The sequence below is a fragment of the Enterobacter cloacae complex sp. ESBL7 genome, from assembly GCF_041679625.1.
Taxonomy (GTDB): Bacteria; Pseudomonadota; Gammaproteobacteria; order Enterobacterales; family Enterobacteriaceae; genus Enterobacter; species Enterobacter asburiae_B.
The window spans coordinates 1,492,831-1,512,136 of sequence record NZ_JBGORN010000001.1; the positions used below are offsets into that span (position 1 = coordinate 1,492,831).

Consider the following 19,306-nt stretch of genomic DNA (forward strand, 5'->3'; position numbering starts at 1 on the left):
CAGGTGGAGGTTCTATGGCTGTCATAGTGATTACCGGCGGGACGGCGGGCGTGGGAAAAGCCACGGCGCTGCACTTTGCAAAGGCGGGTTACGACGTGGGGCTCATCGCCCGTGATGAAGCCAGCCTGCACTCTACCCAGGAGGAGCTACGGCGCTTTGGCGTTAATGCCCACGCCGTGCAGGCGGACGTCGCCGACAGCCAGGCGGTGGTGGATGCCGCTAACGAAATTGAGTATCGCCTCGGCGCGATTGATGTCTGGGTGAACAACGCGATGGGGGCCGTGCTGGCACCGTTTCGAACCCTCACGCCGGAAGAGTTCCGCCGCGTGACTGACGTGACCTACCTCGGCTACGTGAACGGCACTCGCGCCGCGCTCGAACTTATGGTTCCGCGCGACAGGGGGGTGATTATCCAGGTGGGCTCCGCGCTGGCCTACCGTTCCATTCCGCTGCAGTCAGCCTACTGCGGGGCAAAGGCGGCGATCCGCGGGTTCACCGATGCGGTGCGTACCGAGCTGATGCATGAGAACAGCCGGGTTCAGCTTTCGATGGTCCAGATGCCGGGGCTCAATACCCCGCAGTTCGAATGGGCGAGGAACAAGTTCGCCTGGGCGATGCGCCCGGTGCCGCCGGTCTTTGAGCCTGAGGTGGCCGCCAGCGCCATCTTCAGGGTGGCGCAAAAGCCGGTGCGCGAGCTGTGGGTTGGCAGCAGCACCATTCAGTCAATCGTCGGGCAATTTTTCTTCCCCGGTTTTCTTGACCGGCTGATGGTGAAAAAGGCGTGGGAAGGCCAGATGACCGACGATCTCAACGCGCCGGATCGCCGGGACTACCTCGACCAGCCGGTTAACGATCTGCATAAAATCCATGGCCGCTTTACTGACGAGGCGAAAACCCGCGCGCCGTCCGTCACCTCCGGCATGCCGGGGAAAGTGGCCCTTGGTGCCCTCGCGGTGGCGGGAATAGTGCTGACGCGTCTGATAACTCGCCGGAAACCGTAGTCAGCGCAGCGCGCTACGGTGCGTCCAGAACCAGCGATAGCCGTAGCCGCCAAGGCTGAGCTGAACGGTTTTACCGCAAATCAGCGCGTCATCGTAGCGCTTGTCCTCGAGACAGGCGGTCCAGGTGGCGTTGCGGATCCCTTTGGCGGTGAACTGCACCGGCTGGTCGCTGAAGTTGACGAAGGTCAGGATGCTGCGCTCGTCGGTCTCGTAATAAAGCCCCAGTACCGCGTCATTATCGATTGCGATCAGGCGAAAGGGCGCAACGGCTATTTCGGGGAACTCCGAGCGGGTAGTGGCAATATCGATGATCCGGTGCAGAAGCGAGTTGTGGTGAAGCAGCGAATCGGCGACGTTGACTTTCTGATAGCGGTAAGGGCCATGGTCGATAATCGGCGCGATAAATTTTTCCGGGTCGGCTGCAGAGAAACCACCTCCTTGCGATCCTGCCCACTGCATCGGCGTGCGGACGGCGTAGCGCTCCTCCAGATCCAGGTCATCACCCATGCCTATCTCGTCGCCGTAGCGCATCACCGGGACACCCGGCAGGGAAAACAGCACCGCGTGGCAGAACGCCAGCCGCTTCCGATCGCCGTTGAGCATCGGGGCCAGGCGGCGGCGGATCCCGCGCTGATAGACGTTCATCTCCTCATCAGGGGCGAAGGTATCGAGGACAAACTGTTTGTCTTTCTGACTGATGCCTTCCAGATCCAGCTCGTCGTGATTGCGCAGCCAGTTGGCAAAACAGCAGGAGTCAGGCGGGACGATCATCTTCTTCACCGCATTGCGCAGCGGGCGGGCGCTTTTGCGGGCCAGGCTGACGTAGAAATACTTGTTGAGCCAGAAATTGAGCACCAGATTCAGGCGGTCGTTATTGCCGAAGTAGTCTTTATAGGCCTCAACGTCTACGTCAACTTCGCCAAGCAGGATCGCGTCCGGATTGCGCTGTTCGATAAGACGCCGCATATGTTCCAGGATCCACAGACCCTTTTTTTCATCACCATTTCCTGCCTGGGTGGTGAGGTGGGACGCGGCATCGAGGCGAAATCCCGACACGCCCAGCTTGAGCCAGAAGAGGATGATGTTTTCAATCTCTTTAAGCACTGCGGGCGAGGTGAGGTTCAGATCCGGCTCGTGGCGATAGAACATGTGCCGGTAGTATTGTCCCGCCTCGTCGTCCCAGGTCCAGATGCTCTCTTCCACGCCTGGAAACATGGGGGGCGTATCGTCCTCGTCGTTATCCGACCAGAGGTAATAATCACGATAGGGTGACGCCGGGTTGCGGCGGGCCTGCTGGAACCAGGGATGCGCGTCCGACGTGTGCTGGATCAGCAGCTCGATAATGACCTGCATGCCCAGCTCGCGGGCCTGCTCGATAAAGGCGATGATATCGGCCAGCTTTCCGAAGCGGGGATCCACCTGGAGGTGGTCGCTGACGTCGTAGCCTTCATCGAGAAAGGGCGTGAGGTAAAACGGGGTGATCCAGATGACCGTCGCACCCATGCGGCGTATATAGCGCAGCTTGGCCGCGATCCCGGCGATGTCCCCGCAGCCATCGCCGTTCAAATCATAAAATAGCGCGGTATCAATCTGATAAATAATGGCTCGTGTATGCCAGTCGGTCATAGCGTTCCTCAGTGATAGCCTTCAGTATCCGACACTTTGCCCCGGAAGACGTAGTAGCTCCAGGCGGTGTACACCAGGATCACCGGAATAATCAGCAACGTGCCTACCAGCATAAACAGCTGGCTGGCAGGCGGGGCCGCGGCTTCCCACAGGGTGATGCGCGGCGGAATAATGTTCGGCCAGAGGCTGATACCGAGCCCGCTAAACCCGAGGAAAATAAGCCCCAGCGTCAGCAGGAAGGGGCGGGAGTGGCTGGCCGGGTTGCGGGTCAGGCGCCAGATCAGCACGCTGAAAAGCCCGACCAGCAGCGGAACCGGCAGGAACCAGAAGAAGTTGGGCAAGGTAAACCAGCGCTCGGCCACGTACTGCCAGCCGAGCGGCGTCCAGATGCTCACTACCGCAATTACCACGACCAGCGCCAGCAGCACGTGGCGGGTCAGCTCGCGCATGCGGGCCTGCAGCGCGCCTTCACTTTTCATGATGAGCCAGGTGGTGCCCAGCAGCGTGTAGGCCACAACCAGCCCGATACCGCAGAAGAGGTTAAAGGGGGTGAGCCAGTCAAGCGCCGAGCCGACGAAACGCCGCCCCTCAACGTCGAAGCCGTTAATCACGGCGCCCACCACCACGCCCTGGCTGAAGGTGGCGAGCAGAGAGCCGCCGGCAAAGGAGTAATCCCAGAATTTGCGGTGCGACGGCGTGGCTTTGAAGCGGAACTCAAAGGCGACGCCGCGGAAGATGAGGCCGATCAGCATCGCGGTGAGAGGAATGGTGAGCGCATCAATAATCACCGCATAGGCCAGCGGAAACGCGCCGAAAAGGCCCGCGCCGCCGAGCACCAGCCAGGTCTCGTTGCCGTCCCAGACCGGCGCCACGCTGTTGACCATCACATCGCGCTCTTTCGCATCGCCCACGAAGTTAAACAGCAGGCCGATGCCCAAATCAAAGCCATCCATGATGATGTACATCAGCGTGGCAAAGACGATGATGGCAAACCAGATAACTGAGATATCGACGCCCATCAGTTTCTCTCCTGTTCAGGAACAGACTCAGCGGCAGACAGCGGACGGGCGGGTGTGCCCGAGGTGTTTGACGTCAGCGTATCGACAGGCTGCGGTCCTTTCTTAATCAGCCGGATGAGGTAAACATAGCCCACCCCAAACACCGACGAGTAGACGACGAAGAACGCCAGCAGGCTGATGCTCATCTGCAGGGTGCTGTGCAGCGATACCGCGTCGATGGTGCGCAGATAGCCGTAGACCACCCACGGCTGACGGCCCACCTCGGTGGTGACCCAGCCGGCGAGCAGCGCCAGCAGCCCGGCAGGCCCCATGCAGAGGGCAAACCAGTGGAACGGGCGAGAGTGGAAAAGTCGATGACGATAGCGCAGCCAGACGCTAATCAGCCCGAGGGTAATCATCAGCAGCCCCATCCCGACCATGACGCGGAACGACCAGAAGACGATGGTCGAATTAGGGCGGTCTTCTTTCGGAAAATCCTTCAGCGCCGGGACCTGCTTATCCAGACTGTGGGTCAGGATAAGGCTGCCAAGCGCGGGGATCTCCAGACCGTATTTGGTGCGTTCCTCCTCCATATCCGGCAGGCCAAACAGCAGCAGCGGGGTGGCCTCGCCCGGCGGATTTTCCCAGTGCCCCTCAATGGCGGCAATTTTAGCCGGCTGGTGCTCAAGCGTGTTCAGGCCGTGCATATCGCCCACGACCGCCTGGATGGGGGCGACCAGCAGCGCCATCCACATCGCCATGGAAAACATGGTGCGGACGGCGGGGGTATCGTTACCGCGCAGCAGGTGCCATGCGCCCGACGCGCCGACAAACAGCGCGCTGCTCAGAAACGCGGCGATAGCCATATGAATAAGGCGATAAGGGAAGGAGGGATTAAAGACGATCGCCAGCCAGTCCTGCGGAATAACCTGTCCGTTCTCGATAGTGAAGCCCTGCGGCGTATGCATCCAGCTGTTGGACGCGAGGATCCAGAAGGTCGACATCAGCGTGCCGAGCGCCACCATGCAGGTAGAAAAGAAGTGCAGGCCCGGGCCGACCTTATTCCAGCCGAACATCATGACGCCAAGGAAACCGGCCTCAAGGAAGAAGGCGGTTAAGACTTCATAGGTCAGAAGGGGGCCGGTAATACTGCCCGCGAACTGTGAGAACCCGCTCCAGTTGGTGCCAAACTGGTACGCCATGACCAGCCCGGAAACGACACCCATCCCGAAGTTAACGGCAAATATCTTGAGCCAGAAATGGTACAACGATCGCCAGACGTCGTTTTTGGTGCGCAGCCACATGCCCTCCAGCACCACCAGATAGCTGGCGAGGCCGATGGTGATCGCAGGAAAAAGGATATGAAACGAGACGGTAAAAGCGAACTGAATTCTGGCCAGATGGAACGCGTCGAGTTCGAACATGGTCCGTACCTCTGAAACGATGGGGCACGAGAATTGCCGGGCAGTTTATGGCTGCCCGGCAAAACCGATTACGGTTTAGTCTTACCGGCACCCAGCTCGGCACCGGTCAGCGGGTCAGAATGTGGATCGGACTTTGTGCGGGCAGACATCGCCTTGACCAGGGTTGCCTGTTCGGTCGTGAGCGTGACGCTTGCGCTGCCATCGCCGCCGTCAACCGCAGGCTGGGGGGACTCAACGTAATCGAAATGTTTATCGCTGTTCCAGCTTCCGCGAACCTCTCCACCTTCAGACATATTGTAGTACTTGTTGGTGAATTCCTCGATTGGCGGCAATTTTCCCGGTGGGAAATTATTACGGATGGACTGCAGCGCCTTCTCAAAGGAGAGCTGGTGCGCCGCCTCGCGCGTCATCAGAAACGCCAGGGCATCCTTTACGCCGGGATCGTCGGTCACGTTGATCAGCCGTTCATAGATGATTTTCGCTCTGGCCTCTGCTGCCACGTTTGAGCGCAGGTCCGCCGTCGGTTCGCCGATGGTGTCGACGTAGGCTGCGGTCCATGGCACGCCCGCCGAGTTAGTGAGCGGGGTGCCGCCACCGTAGAGCAGGGAGGTGATGTGGCTGTCATTGCCGTTTTCGGTCATGGAGCGATACAGCTCGGCCTCGTTTTCTACCCCTTCCGCCAGCGCGCCTTTGGCACCTTTATTCAGCATGCCGACCAGAGTACCGATGATTTCGAGGTGGCTTAGCTCCTCGGTGGCGATATCCATCAGCATATCTTTACGGCCCGGATCGTCATCGCTCAATCCTTGCGTAAAGTACCGGCAGGCGGCAGCCAGTTCGCCCTGTGGCCCACCGAACTGTTCCAGTAAAAGGTTGGCGAGGCCTGGGTTCGGTTCGGCAACGCGAACCGTGTATTGCAGCTGTTTGACGTGTCGGAACATGGCGATTCTCCCTGATTATTTTTTTGCTTCGACGCCCGATGCGTCTGAACGCAGCAGGAACTGTTCCGTGGTCTGCGGAATATGGCGAATCAGCCAGTCGGCCATTTCGCGTTCTTCGGCCAGAATCGTCTCGATGGCAGGTACCGAGGCCGTGTCGCCTGCTTTCTTAGCCGCCGCGAGCAGGGAGGTATAACAGGCTATTTCAAACTGTTCGAAAACATAGCCGCTGATCGAGCCCTTAACGATCTCATCCGACGGGAACATGCCGCCGATGGACTGGCCGAGCGCCGCCATTTTGCTCATCGAATCTTTTAAAACCGAACGAGAAATATCATTACGGTCGAGGATTTCTTCCAGCAATGTAATTTGCCGTTTTGTCTCATTAATATGCTGCTCAATTCTGGCGCGAACATCAGGATAATTATCGATACGGCTAGCCATGGATTCCAGCATAGATTCGGCTTGCTTTTCCATCGCATGGGCATCGCGTAGCCAGTCATGGTAGTGTTCTACGTGATTCATCATTGTATCCTCATTAGGGGTTCGCTTATTTGGTCTCACTTTCAGCAGCCTGATCGGCACGCGCGGCACTGTAGCCAGATAAATGGCCGACAATATTGGCGTAAATGCTGATGATAATGACCCATAGCACGCTGTTCTTCCACCATATTACGGAAGGGATGGCGAGAATGAACCATATTATGGCTGCCGCTAAATGGCACCGTTTAATTGTCCTGGGACTGATGCTCATTTTATTTAACCTGTATTATTGCGTCATTTCTGCGCTTTTTGGTTAATATTTCCTACGGCCAGGTCGGTGAGTTTAAGGTCGGTCTCTTTTTCTTCTTCCAGCGTTTCGGCAAGAAGCTTAACGGCTTTTTTATAGCCCAGTTGTTCTGCTAATGTGGCAAGGGTACCGTAGCTGGCAATTTCGTAATGTTCGACTTTTTGCGCGGCGGCAATAAGTGCGGCATCACGTACTTCATTTTTTTCCGTGCTTTCGATGACTTCGTTGGCTTCTTCAATTAAGCCTTCCATCGCCACGCACTTCATGCGCTTAAGCTTGATACCGTCTTCCTGCTCGACGATCTGGTCGATACGTTCGAGCTGACCCTGCGTCTCCTCAAGGTGTGCGGTAAAAGCGGCGCTCAGCTTCTCGCTGGAGGCGGCGCGGGCAAGTTTGCTTAACGCACGGGTAAGCTGCTTTTCTGCGCTGTAGGTATCCGAGAGAAGATGAATAAAGACATCCTCGACGCTTTTCATATTCATAATAATTACGCTCCGGTAAAATAAGGAAAGGGTACTGCGAGCTTTTCAGCCCGCAGTATGCTCTCTGGTTTTATTAAAAGAGTATTAAATAAGATCAGGAGTTATCAGATTTACGGCCTCCGCCGTGACTGTTCTGTCCTCCTTTCTTACCCGCTTCAGAAGCGCGTTGCGGATCGTTTTTAAAGTTCCCACCGCTATGCTGGCCACCTTTACGTCCAGCTTCTGATGCTTTTTCACGATCTTCAGCGAAATTACCGGAACCACCACGATGCTCTGCCATATTAAACCTCATAGTCATATATTGGTTATGTCAGTACGATACGAAAATATTCCGTATCACTCGTCGTTCGAGTAATAACTCTAGTCGCTGTGCGTCATCCGTCAAATGCGTTTTGCTATTTGCGGTTGCGTTATTTTTAAATATTTGTAAATTTGCGCTTCGCTTAAAAGAGAAATATGGATAGACAGGAAGGACTTGTAAACAACCATTCAGATTAATCCTAACTTCGAGCTAAAAATTTGAAAGAAGAGGATAAAAATAATGGCGTACTCGAATTGGTTAATTTGCATTCAGAAGAGAGCCAAAAAATACTCCTTTATAGATAGAAAGCGGAACCCAAAATAATTATAAGGAAAATCCTGGATAAAAGCGTTCAGGTTGAAAGGGCGGTTCCGTTAGGCGCTGTTCAGGGGCCTGATAGCACACGGTTTGACCACTGTCGTCTTAAGATCACAATTCAGAAATTCTTCCCCCCGGAAGGAACGGGTTTCTCTACACTCCAGGTAATATTCACTGGAGGCATGACATCATGGCGAACACCATCACGGCTGATGACATTCGGGAACACTTTTCGCAGGCTATGTCGGCGATGTACCAGCAGGAAGTTCCGCAGTACGGCACCTTGCTTGAACTGGTTGCGGACGTAAACCTGGCGGTTCTGGAAAATAATCCACTATTACATGAGCAACTGGCTAACGCCGATGAGCTTGCGCGCCTGAACGTGGAGCGTCACGGGGCGATCCGCGTCGGCACGGCACAGGAACTTTTAACCCTGCGCCGTATGTTTGCCATTATGGGTATGTACCCGGTCAGCTATTACGATCTCTCTCAGGCGGGGGTGCCCGTCCACTCAACGGCGTTTCGTCCGATAGAGGATGCGGCGCTGTGCCGAAATCCGTTTCGTATCTTTACCTCGCTGCTGCGTCTTGAGCTGATTGAAAACGTCGCGCTGCGCGAGCGGGCCGCGGAGATCCTGTCTCACCGCAACATCTTCACCCCGCGCTGCCTGGAACTGATCGACCTCCACGAGTCGGAAGGGCAGTTTACTGACGCACAGGCGCACGAATTTGTGCAGGAAGCGTTAGAAACCTTCCGCTGGCACCGCCATGCGACGGTCGATCAGGAAACCTATCTGGCGCTGCACAACGAGCACCGTCTGATTGCCGACGTGGTCTGCTTCCCGGGCTGCCACATTAACCACCTCACGCCGCGCACGCTGGACATTGACCGGGTGCAGGAGCTGATGCCGAAGTACGGTATCGAGCCAAAAATTCTGATCGAAGGTCCGCCGCGTCGCGAGGTGCCCGTCTTATTGCGTCAAACCAGCTTCAAGGCGCTGGAAGAGCCGGTGCTGTTTGCCGGTGAACATAAAGGCACCCACACCGCGCGCTTCGGTGAGATTGAACAGCGCGGCGTGGCGCTGACCCCGAAAGGCCGTGAACTGTACGATAGCCTCCTCGCCCAGGCCGGTACCGGTAAAGATAACCTGACCCATCAGCTGCATCTGCGGGAGATCTTTAGCGCCTTCCCGGACAGCGAAATGCTCATGCGCCGTCAGGAGCTGGCTTATTTCCGCTACCGCCTGACGCCAGCCGGGGAAGCCCATCGGCATGCGTTTCGTCCGGGCGACGATCCGCAGCCGCTGATCGAGCGCGGATGGGTGGTTGCCCAGCCGATCACCTACGAAGATTTCCTCCCGGTCAGCGCCGCGGGGATTTTCCAGTCCAACCTCGGGAACGAAACCCAGGCCCGCAGCCACGGTAACGCCAGCCGCGATGCGTTTGAAGACGCGCTGGGATGCCCGGTGTATGACGAGTTTACGCTCTACCAGGAGGCTGAAACGCGCAGCAAACAGCGTTGCGGTTTGCTCTGAAATCGTTACTCTGCAGGGGTGTGATGGAAACAATAAGGTCGTTATGCAAAATCCTTCCGCCCCTGTGGTTGAAACGCGCCAGGGCGCACTGTCTGGTTTAACCGATGAAAACGTCCACGTCTGGTGCGGTATTCCCTACGCCGCGCCGCCCGTGGGGGAGTGGCGCTGGCGCTCGCCCCGGCCGCCTGAACGCTGGGATGGGCTGCGCGAGGCCACGGCATTTTCGCCCTCAAGCTGGCAAAGCAGCGAGTATTGTCAGGAGCTCGGCGGCGGCGATCCGGGGCAGTTTTCCGAAGATTGCCTCTACCTTAACGTCTGGTCTCCCGCAGAGCGCGCCGAGCCGCTGCCGGTTATGGTCTGGCTGCACGGAGGCGGGTTTACGATTGGTGCCGGAGGCCTGCCGCCGTATAACGGCAAAGCGCTGGCCACGCGCGGCGTGGTTGTGGTCACGATCAACTACCGTCTCGGCCATCTCGGCTTTTTCGCCCATCCCGCGCTGGAAGGCGAGGAAGGGCGCGTGGTGCATAATTTTGCCCTGCTGGATCAGATCGCCGCGCTCGAATGGGTGCGGGATAACATCGCCGGGTTTGGCGGCGATCCCGCCAATGTGACCCTGTTTGGCGAATCCGCTGGCGCGCGCAGCGTGCTCTCGCTGCTGGCCTCTCCGCTGGCAGCAGGATTGTTCCACAAGGCGATTGTGCAAAGCGGATACACCTTGCCTGACACGCCGCGCGAGCAGGCGCTGCAAAAAGGGGAAGCGCTGGCCGCCCATTTCGGCCTGGAAAATGCGACTGCCGGGCAGCTGCGCGCCATTCCGCCCGAGGCGTTCTGGCCGCTCACCGCGCCGCTGAACGTCTCCCCGGCGCCTATCGCTGGAGACTGCGTTCTGCCGGAAGCCATGCTGGACGTCTTTTTCGCCGCCCGTCAGCACCCGGTGCCGGTGATGATTGGCTCCAACAGCGATGAAGCCAGCGTGATGGCGGTGTTTGGCATCGATCTCGCCGGACAAATTCAGAAGCTTCGCAGGGAGCGCCGCTTCGGGCTGGGGCTGATAAAGCTGCTCTACCCGGGCGTGAAGGGCGATGAAGAGCTGGGCAGGCAGGTGTGCCGCGACATGGCCTTTACCACCATGGGCTACGTGGTGATGCAGGCCCAGCAGCGCGTCGGTGGGTTGTGCTGGCGTTACTGGTTTGACTATGTCGCAGAGGCGGAACATGCCACGTACATCAACGGTGCCTGGCACGGCAACGAAGTTCCCTACGTCTTCGATACGCTCGGCCAGGTGGAGCCTTCACGACAGTACGTCAATGAGCGAGATCTGCAGTTTGCTGCCCAGGTGGCGGATTACTGGGTGAGCTTTGCGCGTGACGCGGGTCGTCGCGACATCCTGCCCGGGCCGACGCACTGGCCCGCGTGCCGTAAAGGGCGGGACGTTCTGTTACGCATTGGCGTGAATAAACATGCAGCTTTCAGGCTTGAAAACCGCTTTATGCGCGCCCGCATGAGCCTCTTCAAGCGGGTGATGAAGCACCACGTTAGTCTCGATTAAGCAAACAGGCGCGAAACGCCGCCAGTCCATTTTCCTCGCCTGGCGTTTCGCGCAGCACCAGCCGGTAGCTTGCGCCGGTTTTTATGCTTGTCTCATAGGGCCGTACCAGCCTTCCCGCGTGAATATCCTCTGCCACCAGCGTTTCGTCGGCGATGGCGACGCCCAGCCCCTGAATGGCGGCCGTAATGGCGAGATCCATCGTATCGAAGTGTTGATTTTTATGCATGGCAAAGCCCGGACCTTCCTGTTTCGTCAGCCACAGCGACCAGTCCGTCTTGTCCCTTGTCGGGTGCAGAAACGTCAGCGAACCCAGCGCAGCACCCGCCCGCACCGGGCTTATCACCGGGGTGAGCGCCTCTTCGAACAGCAGATCGCCTGCGCTCATGTGCGTGCCGAACACGATGGCCGCGTCGTAAGATTCGGTTTTGAAATTGACGTTGTGATCGGTGGTGGTGGTCAGCGCGATCTGCAGATCCGGATGCTCGCGCTCCACCTCCAGCAGGCGCGGCACCAGCCAGCGCATGGCGCAGGTGGGGGCCTTCAGCCGGATCACCGTGTGCTGGCTGCGGGCCTGGTCGGCCACGGACAGCAGCTGCTCGAAAGCGGACTGCAGCTCCGGAAGCAGGGCGCTACCCTGCGGTGAGAGGCGCAGCCCGCGCGCGTGGCGTTCAAAAAGCGGAAAGCCAAACCACGCCTCAAGGGAGGCAATCTTACGGCTCACGGCCCCCTGCGTCAGACACAGTTCCGCCGCGGCATGGGTAAGATTGAGGTGACGCGCGGTGACTAAAAATGCGTCGATGGCATTAAGGGGGAGCGAACGGCGTGACACAGAAAACACCTCAGCTATGCATTTTTCTCATGGCTATTATGACAACAATTCGATTGTCCCGACAGCACAGATGTTGTTTGAATAGTTATGCAATGTCCATGAGAAGGGAAAGAGGATGACTTTACGAACGCCAGTGCAAACGCGCTCCAAACTGCCGGATGTGGGAACCACCATTTTTACCGTTATCGGCCAGCTCTCGGCGCAGCATAACGCGATTAACCTTTCTCAGGGCGCACCGAATTTTTCCTGCGACCCGAAGCTGATTGCGGGCGTCACCCGCGCCATGGAGGCGGGGCATAACCAGTACGCGTCGATGACCGGTCTGCAGCCGCTCAGAGAACGTATTGCCGATAAAATTGCCACGCTCTACGGCACGCAGTACGACCCTGCCAGCGAGGTGCTGGTGACCGCCAGCGCCAGCGAAGGGCTCTATTCGGCGATTAGCGGGCTGGTGCACCCTGGCGATGAGGTGATCTACTTTGAGCCGTCCTTTGACAGCTACGCGCCGATTGTCCGTCTGCAGGGGGCAACCCCGATTGCCATCAAGCTCACCGTGCCGGATTTTGCCGTCAACTGGGATGAAGTTCGCGCCGCGATCACGCCGCGCACGCGCATGATCATCATCAATACGCCGCACAACCCGAGCGGCCAGGTCTTCTCGGCCAGTGACCTGCAGCAGCTGGCGGCGCTGACGCGCAATACCGATATCATTATTTTGTCTGACGAAGTGTACGAACACGTCGTTTTTGACGGCGAGCCGCACCACGGGATGGCCACGCACCCGCAGCTGGCGGAGCGCAGCGTGATTATTTCCTCTTTCGGAAAAACCTATCACGTCACCGGGTGGCGCGTGGGTTACTGTGTTGCACCGGCGGTACTGATGGACGAGATTTGTAAAGTGCATCAATTTTTAATGTTTTCTGCCGATACGCCAATGCAGCACGCGTTTGCTGAGCACATGGTCGACCCGCAAACCTGGCTGTCGCTGTCAGCGTTTTACCAGCGCAAGCGCGATCTGCTGCACAGCCTGCTGGCCGATTCGCCGTTTACGCTGCTGCCGAGCGCCGGATCGTTCTTCATGCTGGCGGACTACAGCCAGTTCAGCGACGAGCGCGACAGCGAGCTGGTGAAACGGCTGATCGTTGAGTACGGCGTTGCCACCATTCCGCTGTCGGCGTTTTATGCGGACGGTACGGATAATAAATTGATTCGTCTCTCTTTTGCGAAAGATGAGGCGACGTTACGGGCAGGTGCCCAGGCCCTGTGTCGGGTTAAACCACGCTGAGATAGGCTCTGAGGAGTTGTAGATGAAATTACGCGCGTTAGTTGTCGGCATGGGATTGCTGTGTACTTTTTCTTCCTTCGCGGCCACCGAGCTGCGTTACGGTCTGGAAGCGGAATATCCGCCGTTTGAGAGCCGCAATGCGGCGGGCGAACTGGAAGGGTTTGACGTTGAGCTGGGGAATGCCATCTGCAAAGCGGCAGCGCTGAAGTGCAGCTGGGGTGAAACCTCCTTTGATGCGCTGATCCCGGGCCTGGTGGCGAAGAAATTTGACGCCATCAACTCGGCGATGAACATCACCGAGCAGCGCCGCAAGAGCATTGATTTTACCCAACCGATCTACCGTATTCCGTCGCAGCTGGTCGGCAAGGCCGGCACGGCGGTTGAGGCAACCCCAGAAGGGCTGAAGGGGAAAACCATCGGCGTGCTGCAGGGATCCATCCAGGAAACCTATGCCAAAGAGCACTGGGAAAAGCAGGGTGTCACCGTGGTGTCTTATAAAGATCAGAATATGGCCTGGGGCGATCTGCTGAATGGCCGTATCGACGCCTCGCTGGTCATGTCCGCGGCCGGGCAGGCAGGTTTCCTCAGCAAGCCGCAGGGGAAAGGGTTTGGCTTCATCGGCAAACCGGTGTCTGACGACACTATCCTCGGCAGTGGGATCGGTTTTGGGTTGCGTAAGGGTGACGAGGCCACCAAAAAGCAGCTTGATGCCGCGATTGATAAAGTACGTGCCGACGGCACGATCGCTAAACTCGCTGATAAGTACTTCCCGGGTATCGATGTCAGCGTAAAATAACCGCCTCATTAGCCCCGTCAGCTGATGTCCTGGCGGGGCATTTTTATACACATTTTCCAGGCTTTCTTTACACCACTTTCGGGCCGTTCTGGTCGACAGAAAATATTTCTCACTTTGTTCATATAATCACCGGCCAACAATTGGATTCTTAACCATTTTTGTTTAGGCTGTGCGTTCTTTCTTGCCGTCATTTCGCCGAGCGCGAAACACATTCACACGACCATAAGGACGTTTTTCCAGGCATGAATCGCAGACGTTTTCTAAAAGGCTCGCTGGCAGTGGCAGCCCTGAGCGGCACATCTGGCCTTGCTTCCCTGTTTTCCAAAGCGGCATACGCTGCCGACTCTGACATTGCTGACGGCCAGAGCCGTCGTTTTGACTTCTCCGTACTGCAATCCATGGCGCATGACCTGGCGAAAACCCCGTGGGGTGGCGCGCCGCGTCCGCTGCCGGACACGCTGGCAACCATGACGCCGCAGGCGTATAACGCCATCCGCTACGATGAAAAACAGTCACTGTGGAACAACATTGAAGGGCGTCAGCTGGACGTGCAGTTCTTCCATATGGGGATGGGGTTCCGTCGCCGCGTGCGGATGTTCTCGCTGGACCAGTCAACCTCTATGGCGCGCGAGATCCACTTCCGTCCGGAGCTGTTCAGCTACGGTGAAACGGGTGTGGATACCAAACAGCTGGAAGGGCAAAGCGATCTCGGCTTTGCGGGCTTCCGCGCCTTTAAGGCGCCTGAGCTGGCGCGTCGCGATATTGTCTCTTTCCTGGGCGCGAGCTATTTCCGCGCGGTAGATGACACCTACCAGTACGGCCTTTCCGCGCGCGGTCTGGCGGTAGATACCTTTACCGACACGCCGGAAGAGTTCCCGGACTTTACCGCCTTCTGGTTTGAAACCGTTAAGCCTGGCGACACGACTTTTACCGTCTACACGCTGCTGGACAGCCCGAGCATCACCGGTGCCTATAAATTCGTGATCCACTGCGAGAAGAGCCAGGTGATTATGGAGGTGGAAAACCATCTCTATGCGCGGAAGGACATCAAGCAGCTCGGCATCGCGCCGATGACCAGCATGTTCAGCTGCGGCAATAACGAACGCCGCATGTGTGACACCATTCACCCGCAAATTCATGACTCCGACCGCCTGGCAATGTGGCGCGGCAACGGGGAGTGGATCTGTCGTCCGCTGAACAACCCGCAGAAGCTGCAGTTTAACGCCTATATGGACAAAAACCCGAAAGGGTTCGGCCTGCTGCAGCTCGACCGCGATTTCTCGCACTATCAGGACGTGATGGGCTGGTATAACAAACGCCCGAGCCTGTGGGTTGAACCGCGTAACGACTGGGGTAAAGGCGCGGTTGGCCTGATGGAGATCCCGACCACCGGCGAAACGCTGGATAACGTGGTCTGCTTCTGGCAGCCGGAAAAAGCGGTGAAGGCGGGCGACGAGCTGGACTTTAAATATCGTCTGTACTGGAGCGCCATGCCGCCGGTGCGTTCTCCGCTGGCCAACGTCTTCGCCACCCGTACCGGCATGGGCGGCTTCCCGGAAGGCTGGGCACCGGGCGAAAATTACCCGAAAGTGTGGGCCCGTCGCTTTGCTATCGACTTCGTCGGTGGCGACCTCAAGGCCGCTGCGCCAAAAGGCATCGAGCCGGTGATTACGCTCTCCAGCGGTGAAGCGAAGCAGGTTGAGATCCTCTACGTTGAGCCGTTTGACGGCTATCGCATCCTGTTTGACTGGTACCCAACCTCGGATTCGACGGAGCCGGTGGATATGCGCCTGTTCCTGCGCTGCCAGGGCGATGCCATCAGTGAAACCTGGCTGTACCAGTATTTCCCGCCAGCGCCGGATAAACGTAACTACGTTGACGACCGGATAATGCGTTAACGATCGATTCCCTCTCCCTTTGGGAGAGGGTTAGGGTGAGGGGCAATGACAGCAGCAAAATCCGAAATTATCCCGGTATCTGACGCTCTCGAGCTTCGCGCCGTCGAAGAGCGCTACACCGCCGATCTGCATAATCTCGTCGTCCAAAACAAAGCCTTTCTGCAAACCGCCTTTGACTGGGCGCAGCACGTGGGCAGCGAGGACGATACCCGCCGCAACGTGCAAAGTAACCAGATGCTGCATCAGCGCGGCTACGCCAAAATGTTTTTGATATTCAAGAGTGATGAACTGGTCGGCGTGCTGTCGTTCAATACGATTGAACCAGCCAACAAAGCCGGGTACATCGGCTACTGGCTGGATGAATCCCACCAGGGGCAGGGCATTCTCTCCCGGTCACTGCAGGCGTTTATGCGCTACTACGCCGAACGCGGGGAGATCCGCCGTTTTGTGATCAAGTGTCGGGTGGCGAATCAGCACAGCAACAGCGTTGCCGTGCGTAACGGTTTTACGCTGGAAGGGTGCCTGCGGGAAGCGGAATACCTTAATGGCCGCTTTGACGATGTGAATATCTACGGGAAGATCTACGCCCTATAACGCTCCCAGCAGCGGGGTGCGGGTGATGCGCTGGTCGCCGTTAATCACCTTTTCGCCGCGCAGGTGAATGCTCTCCCCGGTAAACGCTTCGATGACCGCATCGTCGGTGATTTCAACCCGGTGCTCGATGAGCACATCCCCGCTGATCCGCGCGCGTCCCTGGATCACCACCTTATCGTCCAGCATGATCGGCCCGCCGCGCAGCCATGCCTGACCGCCAATCAGAACGTGGTGCTTGATGACGCAGTTTCCTTCCACCACGGCATTCTCCGCAATCTGAGAGCTGTAGCGCACCGTCGGAATAGCATCGTCGTCATAACCGGCAATCACGCGGGCGTTGCCATAGACCTTTGCGCAGTCGCAGACCCAGACGTTATTTAAGTCGTTACCTTCGAGGATGGCGTTGTCGAATATTTCGGCGCGGTGCTCAACAAACGCAAAATTAACCATCGCCTCGCCGTAGATTTGCGCCTGGTGCACAATGCGCGACTGGCTGACGGTGGCCTTATCGTAGATTTGCAGGATCTGGTCATGGTCCGGCGTCAGCCCTTTGGCGGCGATGATAACGCTGTTGTGCAGAACGCGGGCGTCGCCGTAGAGATGGCACTCGCCCCGCACGCAGGAGTGCTGAATGGTGACGTTGTCACTTATGCGCGCCCCGTGGCTGACCTCCGCGCCGTCCAGCCAGCAGCTGCCGCTGATATGCGCATCGTGGCTAACGATGCACGGCAGGGTAAGACGCGCGTTGCCGGACACGACGGCACCGGCGAACACCACGCTGTTTTCGTCGTAGATCCAACAGTCTCCGTCCTGCGCGAGGGTGCGCTCATCGTCAACCCAGCCGCCTTTCGTGCCGGCCGTCACGTCGTTAAAATCCACTGTCGCGATAATCTGCCGCAGCGTGACGGAGCGGGTAGTGTCGCCGTTTTTCCATTGCCAGAGGCGGGTTTCGTCGCTAAGGCGATATTTGTTCATCTTTAGGTCTCTGATAAGCGTCTTAACTAAACGTAGCAAATTTTTCGGTTTTCGAGCGGCTGGCAACCAGACGGTAAACGCCTTAAAATGGCATTTAGAATGCACTTTAAACTTATGCAGGCTCAGGAAAAAATAATGACCGTCGACGAGAATTACTTCACAGAGAAATATGGCTTAACCCGCACCCATTCAGAGGTGCTGTTCAGTGCGGCAAAGATTAAACCGGGTAAAACGCTGGATCTGGGCTGCGGCAACGGCCGCAACAGCCTTTATCTGGCGGCCAACGGTTACGAGGTGACCGCGTGGGATAAGAACCCGATGAGCATCGAGAATATCGAGCGCATCAAGGCGGAAGAAGGGATCGATAACCTCCACACGGCGATTAAAGATCTCAACAACCTGAGTTTTGACGGCGAGTACGATTTCATTCTCTCCACCGTGGTGCTGATGTTCCTGGAGTCAAAAACCATCCCGGGACTTATCGCCAACATACAGCGCTGCACCAAACCCGGCGGCTACAACCTGATTGTTGCCGCGATGGACACGGCGGATTACCCGTGCACCGTCGGCTTCCCGTTTGCGTTCAAAAGCGGTGAGCTGAGCAACTACTACGAAGGCTGGAAGTTGCTCAAATACAACGAAGACGTTGGCGAACTGCACCGCACCGACGAAAACGGCAACCGCATCAAGCTGCGCTTTGCCACGATGCTGGCGCGCAAGCCCGCTTAGCGGGCAGCAAGCAGGCAGATCTGCAGGGCGGTGTTGTATGACGCCTCGAACGACGACAGCGGCAGAAATTCAAACTTCGAGTGGAAGTTATGCGCGCCGGTGAAAAAGTTCGGCGTGAGCAGCCCTTTTGCCGAGAGCGCCGCGCCGTCGGTACCGCCGCGCATGGGAGTCGGCTTCGGCGTGATGCCGAGTGATTCCATTGCCTCGAACATCAGATCGATGGCGCGCCTGTCTTCACCAATCGCATTGCTGATATTGCTGTAGGTATCTTCAATGCGATAGTCCACCCTGGCCGTTGGATACTGGGCGGCAATCAGCGCGGCAACGTCGGCAATCTGCTGCTTGCGGGCGGCAAAGTTGTCCTTGTCAAAGTCGCGGATATTGGCCTTAAGAATGGCCTCGCTTTGCCCGGCCTGAATGCCGTTAAACCAGATATAGCCCTCACGCCCCTCGGTGCACTCCGGCGTTTGCTGGCGGTCAAAATGGTTGATGTAGTCAGTCGCCATCAGCAGGGGATTCACCAGCACGCCTTTGGCGGACATCGGGTGCGCCGTTACGCCGGTAAAGCGGATCTCAGCGGCTGCCGCATTAAAGTTCTCGTAGACAATTTCCCCCAGCTCGCAGCAGTCGATGGTCCAGGCGAAGTCGACGTCAAAGCGCTTAAGGTCCAGCGCTTTTGCACCGTTCAGGCCGATCTCTTCGTCAGGCACAAACGCCACGACGATATCCCCGTGCTGATGTTCCGCCGTCAGGTTTTCCAGCACCGTCATGACCACCGTGACCGCCGATTTATTATCCGCGCCCAATACGCTGGTTCCGTCGCTGAAAATAATCTCCTCATTCGGATACGCCAGAATTTCAGGGTGCTCGTTAACCCGCAGCCAGATGTCTTTCTCTTTATTCAGACAGAGATCTTCACCGGTAAAGGTTAATATTTGTGGATGAATATCCGGTGATAATCCTACGTCCACGGTATCAATATGGGTAATAAAGCCGATGCGCGGCGCGCCGGGCACGTTGCCTTTTTTGACCGCCGTTACCGTGGCGAATTCATCAATCACAATATCGTCTAACCCCAGCTGTGCCAGCTCCTGCGCCAGCTCGCGCGCCATGTCGTGCTGGCCCGGCGTTGAGGGCAGGGTTTTGACCTTGGGGTCGCTCTGGCTGGTGATCGCGAGATAGCGGAAAAAACGGTGCGTTAATTGTCTGGAAAGCGGCGAGCCCATAGTGATTTATTCC

At 57.4% G+C, this 19,306-nt stretch carries 19 protein-coding genes; 8 read left to right on the forward strand and 11 right to left on the reverse strand.

All coding sequences use genetic code 11. The features are described 5' to 3' along the window. Positions 1-14: 14 nt before the first annotated feature. A complete protein-coding gene (locus ACERY3_RS07370; RefSeq protein WP_064672477.1) occupies positions 15-1,001 on the forward strand; it encodes an SDR family oxidoreductase in 987 nt (328 codons plus the stop codon). Here the strand turns inward: ACERY3_RS07370 and ACERY3_RS07375 are convergent, their stop codons facing one another. From ACERY3_RS07375 to ACERY3_RS07410, 8 genes are all read right to left on the reverse strand, one after another. Then, entirely contained in the window at positions 1,002-2,627 is a 1,626-nt protein-coding gene (locus tag ACERY3_RS07375; protein WP_213729740.1) for an alpha-amylase family protein, read from the reverse strand. A gap of 8 nt (positions 2,628-2,635) precedes the next feature. After that, positions 2,636-3,646 (reverse strand): cytochrome d ubiquinol oxidase subunit II, encoded by a 1,011-nt coding sequence (cydB, locus tag ACERY3_RS07380; protein WP_213787361.1) that lies wholly within the window; start codon positions 3,644-3,646, stop codon positions 2,636-2,638. Beyond that, a complete protein-coding gene (locus ACERY3_RS07385) occupies positions 3,646-5,049 on the reverse strand; it encodes a cytochrome ubiquinol oxidase subunit I (protein WP_033145500.1) in 1,404 nt (467 codons plus the stop codon). The genes cydB and ACERY3_RS07385 overlap by 1 nt, the downstream gene beginning before the upstream one ends. Positions 5,050-5,117: 68 nt before the next feature. Next, a complete protein-coding gene (locus ACERY3_RS07390; RefSeq protein WP_008502274.1) occupies positions 5,118-5,990 on the reverse strand; it encodes a manganese catalase family protein in 873 nt (290 codons plus the stop codon). 15 nt (positions 5,991-6,005) lie between these two features. After that, positions 6,006-6,512: a ferritin-like domain-containing protein gene (locus ACERY3_RS07395; protein ID WP_014831871.1), complete on the reverse strand. Its 507-nt coding sequence runs from the start codon at positions 6,510-6,512 to the stop codon at positions 6,006-6,008. A gap of 25 nt (positions 6,513-6,537) precedes the next feature. Further along, positions 6,538-6,741, reverse strand: coding sequence for a hypothetical protein (locus ACERY3_RS07400; RefSeq protein ID WP_008502273.1), 204 nt, complete (start codon positions 6,739-6,741; stop codon positions 6,538-6,540). Positions 6,742-6,764: 23 nt separating this feature from the next. Beyond that, positions 6,765-7,259 (reverse strand): ferritin-like domain-containing protein, encoded by a 495-nt coding sequence (locus tag ACERY3_RS07405; RefSeq protein WP_373225373.1) that lies wholly within the window; start codon positions 7,257-7,259, stop codon positions 6,765-6,767. Positions 7,260-7,353: 94 nt separating this feature from the next. Beyond that, positions 7,354-7,539, reverse strand: a complete 186-nt coding sequence (locus ACERY3_RS07410; RefSeq protein WP_004150795.1) for a general stress protein — start codon at positions 7,537-7,539, stop codon at positions 7,354-7,356. Between the two features lie 529 nt (positions 7,540-8,068). Here ACERY3_RS07410 and ACERY3_RS07415 point away from each other — a divergent pair. Together ACERY3_RS07415 and ACERY3_RS07420 are read left to right on the forward strand one after the other, a co-directional pair. Continuing rightward, entirely contained in the window at positions 8,069-9,412 is a 1,344-nt protein-coding gene (locus ACERY3_RS07415; protein ID WP_039262521.1) for a VOC family protein, read from the forward strand. A gap of 43 nt (positions 9,413-9,455) precedes the next feature. Next, entirely contained in the window at positions 9,456-10,961 is a 1,506-nt protein-coding gene (locus ACERY3_RS07420; RefSeq protein WP_373225374.1) for a carboxylesterase/lipase family protein, read from the forward strand. Here ACERY3_RS07420 and ACERY3_RS07425 read toward each other — a convergent pair. Then, positions 10,948-11,790 carry a LysR family transcriptional regulator gene (locus ACERY3_RS07425; protein WP_373225376.1) on the reverse strand — a complete coding sequence of 281 codons (843 nt, stop codon included), beginning with the start codon at positions 11,788-11,790 and terminating at the stop codon, positions 10,948-10,950. The genes ACERY3_RS07420 and ACERY3_RS07425 overlap by 14 nt on opposite strands. Before the next feature lie 115 nt (positions 11,791-11,905). On the opposite strand from ACERY3_RS07425, the gene ACERY3_RS07430 reads away from it, so the two are divergent. The 4 genes from ACERY3_RS07430 (at position 11,906) to rimL (ending at position 16,363) form a co-directional block, all read left to right on the forward strand. Next, positions 11,906-13,075, forward strand: a complete 1,170-nt coding sequence (locus tag ACERY3_RS07430; RefSeq protein ID WP_047651261.1) for a pyridoxal phosphate-dependent aminotransferase — start codon at positions 11,906-11,908, stop codon at positions 13,073-13,075. 22 nt (positions 13,076-13,097) lie between these two features. Then, on the forward strand, positions 13,098-13,871 hold the full coding sequence (locus ACERY3_RS07435; protein ID WP_373225378.1) for a transporter substrate-binding domain-containing protein: 774 nt from the start codon (positions 13,098-13,100) through the stop codon (positions 13,869-13,871). A 242-nt stretch (positions 13,872-14,113) separates the two neighbouring features. After that, entirely contained in the window at positions 14,114-15,769 is a 1,656-nt protein-coding gene (locus ACERY3_RS07440) for a glucan biosynthesis protein D (protein ID WP_033145508.1), read from the forward strand. 45 nt (positions 15,770-15,814) lie between these two features. Continuing rightward, positions 15,815-16,363 carry a 50S ribosomal protein L7/L12-serine acetyltransferase gene (gene rimL, locus ACERY3_RS07445; RefSeq protein WP_373225379.1) on the forward strand — a complete coding sequence of 183 codons (549 nt, stop codon included), beginning with the start codon at positions 15,815-15,817 and terminating at the stop codon, positions 16,361-16,363. On the opposite strand, the gene ydcK is transcribed toward rimL, so the two are convergent. Then, entirely contained in the window at positions 16,358-17,338 is a 981-nt protein-coding gene (gene ydcK / locus ACERY3_RS07450) for a YdcK family protein (RefSeq protein ID WP_373225380.1), read from the reverse strand. The two genes, rimL and ydcK, sit on opposite strands and share 6 nt — an antisense overlap. A gap of 114 nt (positions 17,339-17,452) precedes the next feature. Here ydcK and tehB point away from each other — a divergent pair, with 114 nt between their 5' ends. After that, a complete protein-coding gene (gene tehB, locus ACERY3_RS07455; protein ID WP_373225555.1) occupies positions 17,453-18,067 on the forward strand; it encodes a tellurite resistance methyltransferase TehB in 615 nt (204 codons plus the stop codon). On the opposite strand, the gene pepT is transcribed toward tehB, so the two are convergent. After that, positions 18,064-19,293 carry a peptidase T gene (pepT, locus tag ACERY3_RS07460; protein ID WP_213705956.1) on the reverse strand — a complete coding sequence of 410 codons (1,230 nt, stop codon included), beginning with the start codon at positions 19,291-19,293 and terminating at the stop codon, positions 18,064-18,066. The two genes, tehB and pepT, sit on opposite strands and share 4 nt — an antisense overlap. Between the last annotated feature and the right edge of the window lie 13 nt (positions 19,294-19,306).